This is a genomic window from Scandinavium manionii, from assembly GCF_024764775.1.
GTDB classification, from domain to species: domain Bacteria; phylum Pseudomonadota; class Gammaproteobacteria; order Enterobacterales; family Enterobacteriaceae; genus Scandinavium; species Scandinavium manionii.
Window position 1 is genome coordinate 138,372 of the sequence record NZ_JALIGC010000033.1, and the last position, 12,617, is coordinate 150,988.

General features: G+C 51.2%; 13 protein-coding genes and 1 pseudogene. 7 read left to right on the forward strand and 7 right to left on the reverse strand.

The window, feature by feature from the left end; translation table 11 throughout:
- The first annotated feature begins 121 nt into the window (after positions 1-121).
- Entirely contained in the window at positions 122-1,714 is a 1,593-nt protein-coding gene (gene pdeD, locus MUU51_RS04585) for a cyclic di-3',5'-guanosine monophosphate phosphodiesterase PdeD (RefSeq protein ID WP_258967210.1), read from the forward strand.
- 3 nt (positions 1,715-1,717) lie between these two features.
- On the opposite strand, the gene yoaE is transcribed toward pdeD, so the two are convergent.
- Complete coding sequence (yoaE, locus tag MUU51_RS04590; protein WP_258967211.1) at positions 1,718-3,280, reverse strand: CNNM family cation transport protein YoaE; 1,563 nt, start codon at positions 3,278-3,280, stop codon at positions 1,718-1,720.
- 439 nt (positions 3,281-3,719) lie between these two features.
- Between yoaE and manX the strand changes: the two genes are divergently transcribed.
- The 5 genes from manX (at position 3,720) to mntP (ending at position 7,899) form a co-directional block, all read left to right on the forward strand.
- Positions 3,720-4,688 (forward strand): PTS mannose transporter subunit IIAB, encoded by a 969-nt coding sequence (gene manX / locus MUU51_RS04595; RefSeq protein WP_258967212.1) that lies wholly within the window; start codon positions 3,720-3,722, stop codon positions 4,686-4,688.
- Between the two features lie 61 nt (positions 4,689-4,749).
- Complete coding sequence (locus MUU51_RS04600; protein WP_110512219.1) at positions 4,750-5,547, forward strand: PTS mannose/fructose/sorbose transporter subunit IIC; 798 nt, start codon at positions 4,750-4,752, stop codon at positions 5,545-5,547.
- A gap of 12 nt (positions 5,548-5,559) precedes the next feature.
- Entirely contained in the window at positions 5,560-6,411 is an 852-nt protein-coding gene (locus MUU51_RS04605; protein ID WP_159755514.1) for a PTS mannose transporter subunit IID, read from the forward strand.
- 63 nt (positions 6,412-6,474) lie between these two features.
- Positions 6,475-6,933, forward strand: coding sequence for a DUF986 family protein (locus tag MUU51_RS04610; protein WP_159776085.1), 459 nt, complete (start codon positions 6,475-6,477; stop codon positions 6,931-6,933).
- Positions 6,934-7,332: 399 nt separating this feature from the next.
- The gene (mntP, locus tag MUU51_RS04615; protein WP_159776087.1) at positions 7,333-7,899 is read left to right on the forward strand and encodes a manganese efflux pump MntP; all 567 of its coding nucleotides are present in this window, start codon (positions 7,333-7,335) and stop codon (positions 7,897-7,899) included.
- On the opposite strand, the gene rlmA is transcribed toward mntP, so the two are convergent.
- The 6 genes and pseudogenes from rlmA to mgrB all read right to left on the reverse strand — a co-directional run bounded on the left by rlmA (position 7,896) and on the right by mgrB (position 12,183).
- Complete coding sequence (gene rlmA, locus MUU51_RS04620) at positions 7,896-8,690, reverse strand: 23S rRNA (guanine(745)-N(1))-methyltransferase (RefSeq protein ID WP_258967213.1); 795 nt, start codon at positions 8,688-8,690, stop codon at positions 7,896-7,898. The two genes, mntP and rlmA, sit on opposite strands and share 4 nt — an antisense overlap.
- Before the next feature lie 62 nt (positions 8,691-8,752).
- The gene (ftsI2, locus tag MUU51_RS04625) at positions 8,753-10,486 is read right to left on the reverse strand and encodes a peptidoglycan DD-transpeptidase FtsI2/PBP3(PARA) (RefSeq protein ID WP_159776091.1); all 1,734 of its coding nucleotides are present in this window, start codon (positions 10,484-10,486) and stop codon (positions 8,753-8,755) included.
- Between the two features lie 202 nt (positions 10,487-10,688).
- Positions 10,689-10,898, reverse strand: coding sequence for a transcription antiterminator/RNA stability regulator CspE (gene cspE, locus MUU51_RS04630; RefSeq protein ID WP_001062678.1), 210 nt, complete (start codon positions 10,896-10,898; stop codon positions 10,689-10,691).
- 12 nt (positions 10,899-10,910) lie between these two features.
- Positions 10,911-11,055, reverse strand: a pseudogene (locus tag MUU51_RS04635) (DUF2627 domain-containing protein).
- A gap of 607 nt (positions 11,056-11,662) precedes the next feature.
- Positions 11,663-11,962 carry a YebO family protein gene (locus MUU51_RS04640; protein ID WP_258967214.1) on the reverse strand — a complete coding sequence of 100 codons (300 nt, stop codon included), beginning with the start codon at positions 11,960-11,962 and terminating at the stop codon, positions 11,663-11,665.
- Between the two features lie 74 nt (positions 11,963-12,036).
- The gene (gene mgrB / locus MUU51_RS04645; protein ID WP_125355142.1) at positions 12,037-12,183 is read right to left on the reverse strand and encodes a PhoP/PhoQ regulatory lipoprotein MgrB; all 147 of its coding nucleotides are present in this window, start codon (positions 12,181-12,183) and stop codon (positions 12,037-12,039) included.
- A gap of 159 nt (positions 12,184-12,342) precedes the next feature.
- Here mgrB and MUU51_RS04650 point away from each other — a divergent pair, with 159 nt between their 5' ends.
- Complete coding sequence (locus MUU51_RS04650; protein ID WP_125355144.1) at positions 12,343-12,582, forward strand: YobH family protein; 240 nt, start codon at positions 12,343-12,345, stop codon at positions 12,580-12,582.
- The last annotated feature ends 35 nt before the right edge of the window (positions 12,583-12,617 follow it).

The window sequence follows — 12,617 nt, forward strand, 5'->3', positions numbered from 1 at the left end:
TCGCCCATCTCCTGTTGATGGGCGATTTTTTCTTGTTCTGACCGCATTTTATCCACAGGGCACTACACTTGCTCTGTTGTCGCTAACATTCTGGTTGGCGATCGCCTGGTGAGCGTCAGTCATGCAAACAGCCCAAAATCTGATTAAGAGATACCGCCGCAAGCGGATCATCGTCTGTCTGATGGTCGCTGTTGCTACCCTCCTTTTGACCTTCGGCCTGCGATTTATTTCACAGCGCAACTTAAATCAGCAACGCATCGATGCCTACGCGATTCATGCGGTAGAAAGTCTCGATAAAATTTTAATCCCCCTGGCCGGAAAGCAGTATGAATTGATCAACCTCGTGGGCCAGCCTTGCGAAGTAGCGCATTTGCCTATTCGCAAACAGGCCGCTGCGTTGCAGACGCTGCGCTCCATCGCCCTGGTTAAATCCGGGGTTCTGTACTGTTCCAGCGTATTCGGCGACAGGGATGTGGTTTTACGTCAGCGTCTGTCTTCGCTTCCCGCCCCTCAGCCGCAGCTGATGCTGTCCACGGACCAAACCCTACTGAAAGGCTCACCAATTCTGATTCAATGGTATCCCGCGTCGCAGGACGGCGAAGACGGCGTGCTGCTGACGATCAATATTGATTTACTCAGCTCGCTGCTGCTGGAGGCGCAGGAGCCTCTGATCCGGCGGGTTGTTGTCTCCGTCGGGAACCGTTATTACAGCGAATCGCAGGGCATCAGCGATAACCTTCAGCTTGCCGGCGATGAAAGACTTGTCAGCCGACGTTCCGAACTTTTCCCTTTCAGCATCAGCGTCTCTACGCCGGGTGCATCCAGTCTGGCGCTGAAAGATCTGCCTTCCCAGGCCCCGCTGGCGGTGATCCTGACGCTGGTACTGACTACCGTCGCGTGGATTGCCACCGCCGGGCGCATGAGTTTTTCACGTGAAATCACCCTCGGTATGGCCCGCCGTGAGTTTGAGCTTTACTGTCAGCCACTGCTCGATACGCGCACGCAGCAATGCACCGGCGTTGAAATTTTATTACGCTGGAATAACCCGCGGCTAGGGCGGATTTCACCCGAAGTGTTTATTCCGGTGGCCGAGCGGGAAAATCTTATCGCGCCGCTGACGCGTTATGTCCTCACCGAAACCATCCGTCAGATTGATTATTTCCCGGCCAGCCAGCAGTTTCATATCAGCATTAACGTTTCTTCCAGACATTTCCTGCAGGGCGCGCTGCTGCGAGATGTGAACCAGTATTGGTTCTCTGCACGTCCACAGCAGCAGCTGGTGCTTGAAATCACCGAACGGGACAATTTGCAGGGTGTGGATTACCGACTAGTGCGCGAACTGCATCGCAAAGGCGTTAGGCTGGCGATTGACGATTTTGGCACCGGCAGCAGCACCCTTTCCTGGCTTGAACAGCTGCATCCGGACATTCTGAAAATCGATAAATCCTTCACCAACGCCATCGGCACCGATGCGGTGAATTCAACGGTGACGGACATTATTATCGCGCTGGGGCAACGGCTGAACATCGAACTGGTGGCGGAAGGCGTGGAAACCCCGCAGCAGGCGCAATATTTGCGTCGTCACGGGGTACATTTTTTACAGGGTTATTTGTACGCAAAGCCGATGCCGCTGGCTGAATTTCCGCACTGGCTGTCAGGGGGAACCCCTCCACCAAAAGAACATAACGGGCATGTACTGCCCGTTATTCTGTGAGGATTATTCGTCTTCGTCTTGAATCGAAGGTTGTTTCACGACCCGAACCAGGTCCACGCGATACGCATTGGCTTCGACAATGGTGATATCCAGCGGATGAACATGCAGCACGTCGCCGGCCCGCGGGATGTGGCCGTTAACCGCAATCACCAGTCCGGCCACCGTGGCAATATCATCATCATCACCGATGAGCAGCGTTTCCAGGCCCAGCGCCTGCTGCAATGCATGCAGATCGGTGGAGCCTTTCACAAGCCAGCCATCGCCATCGGCAATGATTTCCGGCGTTTCGTCGGCATCCGGGAATTCACCGGCAATCGCTTCCAGGACGTCCAGCGGCGTGACCAGCCCTTGCACCATGCCAAACTCGTTGGTCACGATGACGAAGCTGCCACGAGCACGACGCAGCACCCCCAGCAGATTGATTGGGTCAAGCGTTTCTGGCACCACAATCGCAGGGGAAGCTGAGGCCATCGCCGCCACGTCTTCACCGGACTCCAGCGCCACCAGCATTTCTTTGGCACGCACGATGCCGATGATTTCATCCAGCTCTCCGCGACACACCGGGAACAGGCTGTGCGGGGATGACAGCAGCTGCTGGCGGATTTCATCTACGCTAAGGTTCGCATCCACCCAGCTGATTTCGCCGCGCGGGGTCATGATACTGCGCAACGAACGCGATGCCAGGGTCAGCACGCCGTTAATCATGTAACGTTCTTCATCCGCAAACGCACCTTCCGGCACCGGGACAGCAACCGGATTTTCGGTATCGTGCTGAACCACGTTTTGCTTGCGGCCCCCCATCAGACGCAAGATTGCATCGGCGGTACGGGCACGCAGCGGGACATTCGACTGATGGCGAATGAAGTTGCGACGGGCAATCTGGTTAAACAGCTCGATGATAATCGAGAAGCCAATCGCGGCGTACAGGTAGCCTTTAGGAATATGGAAGCCGAAGCCTTCCGCGACCAGGCTCAGGCCTATCATCAGCAGGAAACTCAGACACAGTACTACCACCGTCGGATGCTGGTTGACGAAGTTGGTCAACGGTTTCGACGCCATTAACATCACCGCCATCGCGATAACTACCGCCGCCATCATCACCGGCAGATGGTTCACCATCCCCACGGCGGTAATCACCGCATCGAGGGAGAACACCGCGTCCAGCACCACAATCTGCAACACCACTACCCAGAAACTGGCATAGCCTTTCCCGTGGCCGTCGTCATGCTGACGGTTTTCAAGCCGCTCATGCAGTTCAGTCGTCGCCTTGAACAGCAGGAAGATCCCCCCCAGCAGCATGATCAAGTCACGCCCGGAGAATGCGTATTCCATTATGCTGAACAACGGCTGAGTCAGCGTTACCATCCACGAGATAACCGACAGCAGTCCCAGACGCATAAACAGCGCCAGCGACAGACCAATCAGACGCGCTTTATCACGTTGTTTTGGCGGCAGTTTGTCCGCAAGAATCGCGATAAATACCAGGTTATCAATACCGAGAACAATCTCAAGCACGACCAGCGTCAGTAAACCGACCCAGATCGAAGGATCCATTAAGAGTTCCATGAGCAGCTCCTGCAAACGGCACAGTCTGTCTTCGCCATGTCAAAGACCGGCGAGACTCTCTCGGGGTGATAAAAAAGTGGGGAAGTGGCGGCAGCAAAGTGCCAGGGGGTGAACTGACGTCGGTGACGGTCCATACTTGGGCTATGCCCTATACTCCTGAGTAATTAAACGGGAAATAAACATATCAGAGACAAAAGCCATCTGGCAAAAATTTACGTCTCTTTGCACTTTTTAGATGATTTTTTGCGCCCCAAAATTATTCCGTGTGGATGAGTAAATTACGGATCTTCATCACATTAATTATTTTTTCACTATCTAAAATAATTCACGGAAGTTATTAGAATTTTAACTCTAACCCCCATCTGAATCGATTCGGTGAAAATCGACGGTTCATAAAACGGCAGTGGTCTTGTCGTAACGATAATAAAGGAGGTAGCAAGTGACGATTGCTATTGTAATAGGCACACATGGTTGGGCTGCAGAACAGCTGCTGAAAACAGCAGAAATGCTGTTGGGCGAGCAGGAAAACGTCGGCTGGATCGATTTCGTGCCAGGCGAGAATGCAGAAACGCTTATCGAAAAGTACAACGCACAGCTTGCGAAACTAGACACCACTAAAGGTGTGCTATTTCTCGTCGATACATGGGGTGGTAGCCCGTTCAATGCTGCCAGCCGCATTGTCGTCGATAAAGAGCATTATGAAGTTATCGCCGGGGTCAACGTTCCGATGCTGGTCGAAACCTTCATGGGCCGTGACGATAACCCGAGCTTTGATGAACTGGTCGCAGTGGCCGTTGAAACAGGTCGCGAAGGCGTGAAAGCGCTGAAAGCGAAACCTGCCGAGAAAGCCGCGCCGGTCGCTGTGGCCGAAGCACCGAAAGCCAATGTTCCGGCAAAACCGATGGGCCCGAATGACTATATGGTTATCGGCCTTGCGCGTATCGATGACCGTTTGATTCACGGTCAGGTCGCAACCCGCTGGACTAAAGAAACCAACGTTACCCGCATCATTGTCGTCAGTGACGAGGTCGCAGCAGATACCGTTCGTAAAACCCTGCTGACTCAGGTTGCACCTCCGGGGGTTACCGCGCACGTTGTCGATGTGGCAAAAATGATCCGCGTTTACAACAACCCGCAATATGCCGGTGATCGTGTGATGCTGCTGTTTACCAACCCAACGGACGTTGAACGCATCGTTGAACAAGGCGTGAAAATTACCACGGTGAATATCGGTGGTATGGCCTTCCGTCAGGGTAAAACACAGGTAAACAACGCGATTTCAGTCGACGAAAAAGATATCGAAGCCTTCAATAAACTGAATGCACGCGGTATTGAACTGGAAGCACGTAAAGTTTCTACCGACCAGAGACTGAAAATGATGGATTTGATCAGCAAAGTCGGGAAATAACCCCCCACCCTGCTGATCACTGAATTTTCACACTTAAGGCTTATGTTATAGGAGAAGTACAATGGAGATTACCACTCTTCAGATTGTGCTGGTGTTCATCGTCGCGTGTATCGCGGGTATGGAATCCGTACTCGATGAATTTCAGTTCCACCGTCCGCTGGTGGCTTGTACCCTGATTGGTGCAGTCCTCGGCGACATGAAAACCGGTATTATCATCGGTGGTACCCTGGAAATGATCGCCCTGGGCTGGATGAACATCGGTGCGGCTGTTGCACCTGATGCGGCATTGGCATCTATCATTTCTACCGTTCTGGTTATCGCGGGCCATCAAAGCATCGGCGCCGGTATCGCACTGGCAATCCCACTGGCAGCAGCGGGCCAGGTTCTGACCATCATCGTTCGTACTATCACCGTGGCATTCCAGCACGCGGCAGATAAGGCGGCTGATACAGGCAACCTGACGGCGCTCTCCTGGCTGCATGTTTCTTCTCTGTTCCTGCAAGCAATGCGTATCGCAATCCCAGCGGTTATCGTGGCTATCTCTGTAGGCACCAGCGAAGTACAGAGCATGCTGAACGCAATCCCTGAAGTGGTGACCGGCGGTCTGAATATCGCTGGCGGCATGATCGTGGTTGTTGGTTACGCGATGGTTATCAACATGATGCGTGCTGGCTACCTGATGCCATTCTTCTATCTTGGCTTCGTTACCGCAGCATTCACCAACTTCAACCTGGTCGCCCTGGGTGTGATTGGTGCAGTTATGGCAATTCTGTATATCCAGCTGAGCCCTAAATACAATCGTGTTGCGGGTGGCCAGGTACAGGCTGCTAACAACGATCTCGATAACCAACTGGACTAACAGGTGAGCGAAATGGTTGATATTACAAAAACAACTCAAGAGAAAAAACTCACTCAGAGCGACATCCGTGCTGTATTCCTGCGTTCGAACCTGTTCCAGGGTTCATGGAACTTCGAACGTATGCAGGCGCTGGGCTTCTGCTTCTCCATGGTGCCGGCAATTAAACGCCTGTATCCGGAAAACAACGAAGCACGCCGTCAGGCGATTAAACGTCACCTGGAGTTCTTCAACACCCATCCATACGTTGCGGCTCCGGTTCTCGGCGTAACGCTGGCGATGGAAGAGCAGCGTGCTAACGGCGCAGAGATCGACGATGGTGCCATCAACGGTATCAAAGTTGGTCTGATGGGTCCGCTGGCCGGTGTTGGTGACCCAATTTTCTGGGGTACTGTTCGTCCGGTATTCGCAGCCCTTGGTGCGGGCATCGCCATGAGCGGTAGCCTGCTCGGTCCACTGCTGTTCTTCATCCTGTTCAACGCCGTGCGTCTGGCAACCCGTTACTACGGCGTCGCTTACGGTTACCGCAAAGGTGTGGACATCGTTAAGGACATGGGCGGCGGCTTCCTGCAGAAATTGACAGAGGGGGCGTCAATCCTCGGCCTGTTTGTCATGGGGGCCTTGGTTAACAAGTGGACGCACGTGAACATTCCGTTGGTGGTGTCGAAAATCACCGGTTCCGACGGTCAGGTTCACGTTACCACCGTGCAGACTATCCTTGACCAGCTGATGCCAGGTCTGGTGCCACTGCTGTTGACCTTCGCCTGTATGTGGCTGCTGCGTAAGAAAGTTAACCCGCTGTGGATCATCGTTGGCTTCTTCGTCATCGGTATCGCCGGTTATGCGGTTGGCCTGCTGGGCCTGTAATTACACGATTATGACTCGTATGACGCCGGGGGCTTGCCCCCGGTTTTTATTTCTGGAGGTTTAATGGCTATCACGGATTGGGTGCTGGTGCTGTTCATTGTGGCCCTGCTGGCCTATGCGATTTACGATCAATTCATCATGCCGCACCTGAACGGCCCCGTGCTGCTCGCTATCCCCCTGCTCCGCCGTGGACGTGTCGATGGGATAATCTTCGTGGGCCTGGTGGCGATTCTTATTTATCAAAACGTTAATGCCAATGGCCAATTAATAACCACATGGTTATTATGTGCGCTGGCGTTAATGGGCTTATATCTGTTTTGGATCCGAACCCCAAAAATTATTTTTAAACCAGAAGGCTTTTTCTTTACCAATGTATGGATTGCCTGGCCCCGGATTAAAGAGATGAATTTATCTGAAGATGGGGTGTTGGTAATGCAATTAGAAAAACGTCGCCTTCTTGTACGCGTGCGAAATATCGACGATCTTGAACGCATCTACAAACTTGTGTCGACATCTCAATAAGTTACAATTATAGCCATTGCTATACATGAAGTTATTTTAGACAAATGATTTTATAGCACTGGCTATATTCCAACGATTTTCACCTCATATTTATTAACGTTTTTATCACCCATAAACCCAAATGAAAATCGTTATCAATTAGTGATTTATATAACGATTTTTTGTTATTGTTTTATTTTCTCAAATTATGTTAAGGTTGCGCCCGTCGTTGGGGAGTAGCCGATTTCCTTTCCCGGAAATGTACGTGTCAACATACTCGTTGCAAAACGTGGTGCGTACGGTTTATCAGCATGATGGACAGGCGAGACCATAGACATATCACTGCTATACGTTGGAATGACGTATGTTTACTGGGGGCAGCGGTATGTCATATGGATATTTCCCCGGTCAGGACAAGCGATGAATCTCTCAGCCACTATCCTACTCGCCTTTGGTATGTCGATGGACGCCTTTGCCGTCTCGATAAGCAAAGGTGCATCTCTGCACAAACCAAAGTTCTCTGAAGCACTGCGTACCGGTCTTATTTTTGGCTGCGTTGAAGCTATCACCCCGCTTGTTGGCTGGGGTATGGGCATGCTCGCCAGCCAGTTCGTGCTCGAATGGAACCACTGGATTGCCTTCGTACTGTTAGTTTTCCTTGGCGGTCGAATGCTGATTGAAGGTTGGCGTGGGAATGAAGATAGCGAAGAAAAAGCCCCGACTCGCCACGGTTTCTGGCTGCTGGTGACGACGGCAATTGCCACCAGCCTCGATGCGATGGCTGTGGGTGTAGGTCTTGCCTTCTTACAGGTGAATATCATTTACACCGCGTTGGCCATTGGCTGTGCAACGCTGGTGATGACGACGATTGGAATGATGGTCGGCCGCTTTATTGGGCCCCTGTTGGGCAAACGCGCCGAGATGCTCGGCGGTATCGTGCTGATTGGCATTGGCGTCCAGATCCTCTGGAGCCACTTCACGGGTTAATCGTTCCGCTGCCAGACCTGAATAAGAAAATCAGTCTGGCAGTCAAATGTTTCAAGCCCTGCCAGTTCTTCCCACACTTCCGGTTTTGCGCGCCAGGCAAATGGGGTCATTTGCAGCAGCGCCACGGCTTCGCTTCCCGATAAGGTCATCGGATACGCCAGTTGTTTCTGCTCCACTTTCTCAAAACCCGGTAACGCTTCGCTGTTCGCGTCATGCAAACGAATCTCGTCGTAGATAAGCCCTTTCAGTTCCATCAGATGTCGTGGTCCTGGCGTCGCGGTGATCACCACGCCACCCGGCTTCACAACTCGTTCCAGCTCCTGTGGATTACACGGGGCGTAAATTCGCACGACCGCATCCATGCAGGCATCGCTATAAGGCAGACGTTGGCTGGAGGCCACGCAAAACTCCACCTGAGAATAGCGCTTCGCGCCGTAACGCACGGCGATTTTGGATACGTCCAGGCCCCAGGTGTGCTCGGCGAGCGCCGCAAAGGCGTGCGTGTAATAGCCTTCGCCACAGCCAATATCGAGAATGTTTTTTGGTGAAGAATGTTTGAGAATGTCGCTGATGGCATCGCGCAGCGGCTGATAATGGCCCGCGTCAAGAAAGGCGCGACGTGCCTGCATCATTTCCGCGCTGTCACCCGGATCGCGCGACCGCTTGTGCTGCACCGGCAACAGATTAATGTACCCTTCTTTCGCCAGGTCGAACTGGTGACGCTGAGGGCAAATGTAGCTGTTGTTGTGGCGCTCAAGCGGCGCATGACAAAGAGGACAACTCCAGGACATGATGACTCCGATATCATTGAAAGGGCGAAAGTGTAACGCTATTCGCCCTTCAGGTGAATGGATTACCGCGCGGGAGCGAGTGTGTCGTTGTGATGCGTGACGATTAAGTTCGGTGAGCCAGGAGCCAGTCCGTCTGGCATCACGTTTTCGAGACGCAAAACGTCGCCCATGATTTGGCTGAATACCGGCGCGGCAACCGCACCACCGTAGTATTTACCATTCTCAGGATCGTTTATCACCACCACCAGCGCATATTTCGGGTTACTGGCCGGGGCGACACCTGCCGTGTAAGCAATATATTTGTCGATATATTTACCATCCGGACCGATTTTTTTCGCCGTCCCGGTTTTCACCGCCACGCGATAGTCATTAACTGCGGCCTTGATTCCGCCGCCGCCGGGCAGCGCCACGCTTTCCATCATGTGCTCTACCTGATGCACAATTTCATCAGACATGACCCGATGGCCCATCACTGGCGGATCGATACGCGTAATAGACAAGGGACGAGAGATCCCGAAGCCACCGATCGTCGCGTAAACGTGCGCCAACTGAAGCGGCGTGATCATCAGACCGTAGCCGAAGGAAAATGTCGCCCTGTCGAGCTTTCCCCAGGAACGACGATTCGGCAGAAAACCCTGGCTTTCACCGGTTAAGCCCAACCCGGTCGGTTGGCCAAAGCCGAAGCCTTTGTAGGTATCAAGCAGGCGTTGAATCGGCATCGCCAGAGAAAGATGCGACACGCCGGTATCACTCGATTTTTGCAGAATGCCGGTGAGGCTCAGCTCAGGGTAGTAGCCCACGTCACGAATGCGGTGACCATCCAGGGTGTACGGATGGGTATCAACCACGCTGTCAGGGCGAACAATACCCTGCTGCAATGCGGTCATGATGACCAAAGGTTTAACCGTTGAGCCCGGCTCAAAGGTGTCGCTGATCGCGCGGTTACGGAAATCATCCAGCGTGGCTTTTTCACGGTTGTTTGGGTTGAAATCCGGATAGCTTGCCATCGCCAAAATTTCGCCGGTATCAATTCGAATCAACACAGACGCACCGGATTCAGCTTTATTCCAGCGCACGGCGTTGTCCAGCGCATCTTCAGTGACCGTCTGCAAACGCTCATCAATGCTGAGTTGTAGGTTATGCGCAGGGACCGCGGCCTGTTCAGTCAGATTTTCAATCACGTTCCCATGGCGGTCTTTTCGCACCAGTCGCAGACCTGGTTTGCCCTGCATTTGCGCGTTAAAGCTTTTTTCAACGCCTTCAATGCCCTGGTCATCAATGTTGGTGAAGCCGATAAGATTGGCAGCAACGTGACCGGCAGGATAAAAACGGCGTGATTCTTCACGAAGATTAATGCCTGGTAGATGGAGTTTATCAATCCAGGCTGCCTGCTGCGGATCGACCTGACGCGCAAGATAAAGGAAACGGGAATGCGGATGCTGAGTGATTTTAGAAGTCAGATCAGACAATGAGGTGTGTAAGGCATTAGCCAGCGCCTGCCAGCGCGCGCTGTAACCGACGCCACCTTTCGAGAGCAGCGTTTGTGGATCAACCCAGATTGCGCTAACGGGTACGCTCACCGCCAACGGGCGCCCTTCTCTGTCGATGATCATCCCACGAGGAACATCGATGGGTTCTTCACGTAAAGAACGCATATCTTCTTGTTTTACCAGATTATCTGGCGAAATTATTTGTAGCCAACCTACGCGGGCCAACAGCAGCCCCAGACAACAACAAATACCTAAACACACCAGGCCAAAACGGACTGGGGTGAAGTGACGGCGATGGTTTTGCACTCCGGCTCCCGATTATGATTTACAACCCAATGATTTAACGTGAAAAGGGGTCGGGATGAGCGATAAACAATGCTAATAACGATGTGGTTTTGCAACAAAGCGCGACTGCGGGGGTCTGACGGACATACTCAGAAACAAATGTAAAAAGCCCCGCTAGTGCGAGGCTTTATGGCTGATGTCAAATGAGATCAGTGTATTCGAATCAGATAGCAGTTACGTTAACTGCAGCTGGGCCTTTCTGGCCGTCCTGAATTTCGAACTCAACGTTCTGGCCTTCAGCCAGAGTTTTGAAGCCGTTACCCTGGATTGCAGAGAAATGTACGAATACATCTTTGCTGCCGTCTGCAGGAGTAATGAAGCCAAAACCTTTAGACTCGTTGAACCACTTAACTTGACCTTTAATCTTTGCCATTTGCAAAATTCCTTAGAGTGTTTTCTTCGCCCGAGGGCACTTACATAGCTAAAACTGAGACATTACTGCATGAGGCACTAATATAAGGTTCGGCAGAGAAGCGGTATTCAACGACAACGTGTTTACTCAGGACTTCTTTACTGAAAATGCCACACATAGACAGAACTGTACCTCGTTTAACCCAAAACGTGTTATCACATACTACGTAAATAATGGCAAGCCATTTTTAAACATGTCTCGATCGGTCGCACATAACATCGCATTAAGCGATGATCATCTGCACAATTATGCGAAGTTTCATCACTTATCCGACCATCGACCATACCGTCACAAGCCCGTCAGACTGCGTATTTTTACGACTTTTTTACCATAGCTCAACGTGTTTACTTCTGCCAGTCTGTCTGCGTGCAAACGCAACATTTTCCTATAGTTAGACATTTTTGTGCATAAATATGCTTCAATCCTGGCCACTCTCACATATAAAGCGCAGACTAATCATCAATATTAAATATTATTGATGCTGCACCGTAATAATGAAAATTTGATGACAGCGCTTCATGATGGGGTAATAAAAACGTTTCGATAAATTGTGATAACGCTTTAATGGATAACGTAAAAGAATTAAAAACTTTTGAAGGAGAGCATGGACAAATAGCAAGAAGGGTATGAGACCAAAAAGTGATAAAGCATAATAATAAGTTATAGCAATGCATTACGAAATTGAGCATCCCGGCAGTCAATCTGTTCGACCACCGGGAAGGCTATCAGCGTTCCGCCACCAGACGGATAAAATCATCATCGCTGTCCTGCGGCTCTACCTGGACTTGTTCTGCAGGTTTCACCGGCGTTTCTTTCTCCGGTTCATTTGCTTCACACAGGCGACGCAGTAATGCATTTTGACGCTTTTGCTGATCCAGCAGCGCTTCCAGAAGTTCTATCTGTTCGTTTGCTCGCGAACTGGCGCGGTTTACGAAAAACCACAGGGCCAGCCCGATGACCAGTACCAGCAAGGAGATTGCCAGCGAGGCCAAATTCAGCATTCCGGAATTCATTAAATCAACCATTTCACCACCTCAAATTGGAGCCATCATTCTACCACTCGGCGGCATGAGGAAGGAAATCTCCTATGAGAAAATCTTTACCAGGGAATGAATTTATTGATGGTGCAAATACCGCTGAAAAATTGCACATCCTGATCGCACAACACGTTAATCATCTGAGTCCACAGTAATAGACAGGCAATCAGAAAGATAACCGCCAGGATGACCCACCGTAACTTTTTCACTCCACTCTCCGGGTAACCATATTTGTTAACAGATTAGCACGCTAACCTTAAACCGCGGCTAACTGTAATGGAGTCGCTTCATTTTAGGAATCATCGACTTGTTTCAGGGCATGAACGAACTACTCTATTGTACAGGAAGAAACAAAAACGAGGCATATGATGCGTTTTACGATTCGTGCAATTATTGTACTGGCTATTATTTGGATTGCTTTGCTTTCAACCGGCTACGGTGTGCTGATGGGCAGCACTGAAAACGTAGGCGGATTAGGATTACAGTGTAAATATCTCACCGCACGTGGTACCAGCACCGCGCAATATGTTCACACTGACAGCGGGATTATTGGCATTACTGACTGCCCTCTCCTGCGTAAAAGCACAACGGTTGTCGATAAGGGATAATCGTACACCACAAACATAGAACGCCGCTTATTGCG

What these genes read in the sequence shown, in the direction of transcription:
- mntP (WP_159776087.1), top strand. Translation starts at nt 7,333, where the DNA reads ATGAATCTCTCAGCCACTATCCTACTCGCCTTTGGTATGTCGATGGAC.
- MUU51_RS04610 (WP_159776085.1), top strand. Translation starts at nt 6,475, where the DNA reads ATGGCTATCACGGATTGGGTGCTGGTGCTGTTCATTGTGGCCCTGCTG.
- cspE (WP_001062678.1), bottom strand. Translation starts at nt 10,898, where the DNA reads ATGGCAAAGATTAAAGGTCAAGTTAAGTGGTTCAACGAGTCTAAAGGT.
- yoaE (WP_258967211.1), bottom strand. Translation starts at nt 3,280, where the DNA reads ATGGAACTCTTAATGGATCCTTCGATCTGGGTCGGTTTACTGACGCTG.
- MUU51_RS04640 (WP_258967214.1), bottom strand. Translation starts at nt 11,962, where the DNA reads ATGGTTGATTTAATGAATTCCGGAATGCTGAATTTGGCCTCGCTGGCA.
- rlmA (WP_258967213.1), bottom strand. Translation starts at nt 8,690, where the DNA reads ATGTCCTGGAGTTGTCCTCTTTGTCATGCGCCGCTTGAGCGCCACAAC.
- MUU51_RS04605 (WP_159755514.1), top strand. Translation starts at nt 5,560, where the DNA reads ATGGTTGATATTACAAAAACAACTCAAGAGAAAAAACTCACTCAGAGC.
- pdeD (WP_258967210.1), top strand. Translation starts at nt 122, where the DNA reads ATGCAAACAGCCCAAAATCTGATTAAGAGATACCGCCGCAAGCGGATC.
- MUU51_RS04600 (WP_110512219.1), top strand. Translation starts at nt 4,750, where the DNA reads ATGGAGATTACCACTCTTCAGATTGTGCTGGTGTTCATCGTCGCGTGT.
- MUU51_RS04650 (WP_125355144.1), top strand. Translation starts at nt 12,343, where the DNA reads ATGCGTTTTACGATTCGTGCAATTATTGTACTGGCTATTATTTGGATT.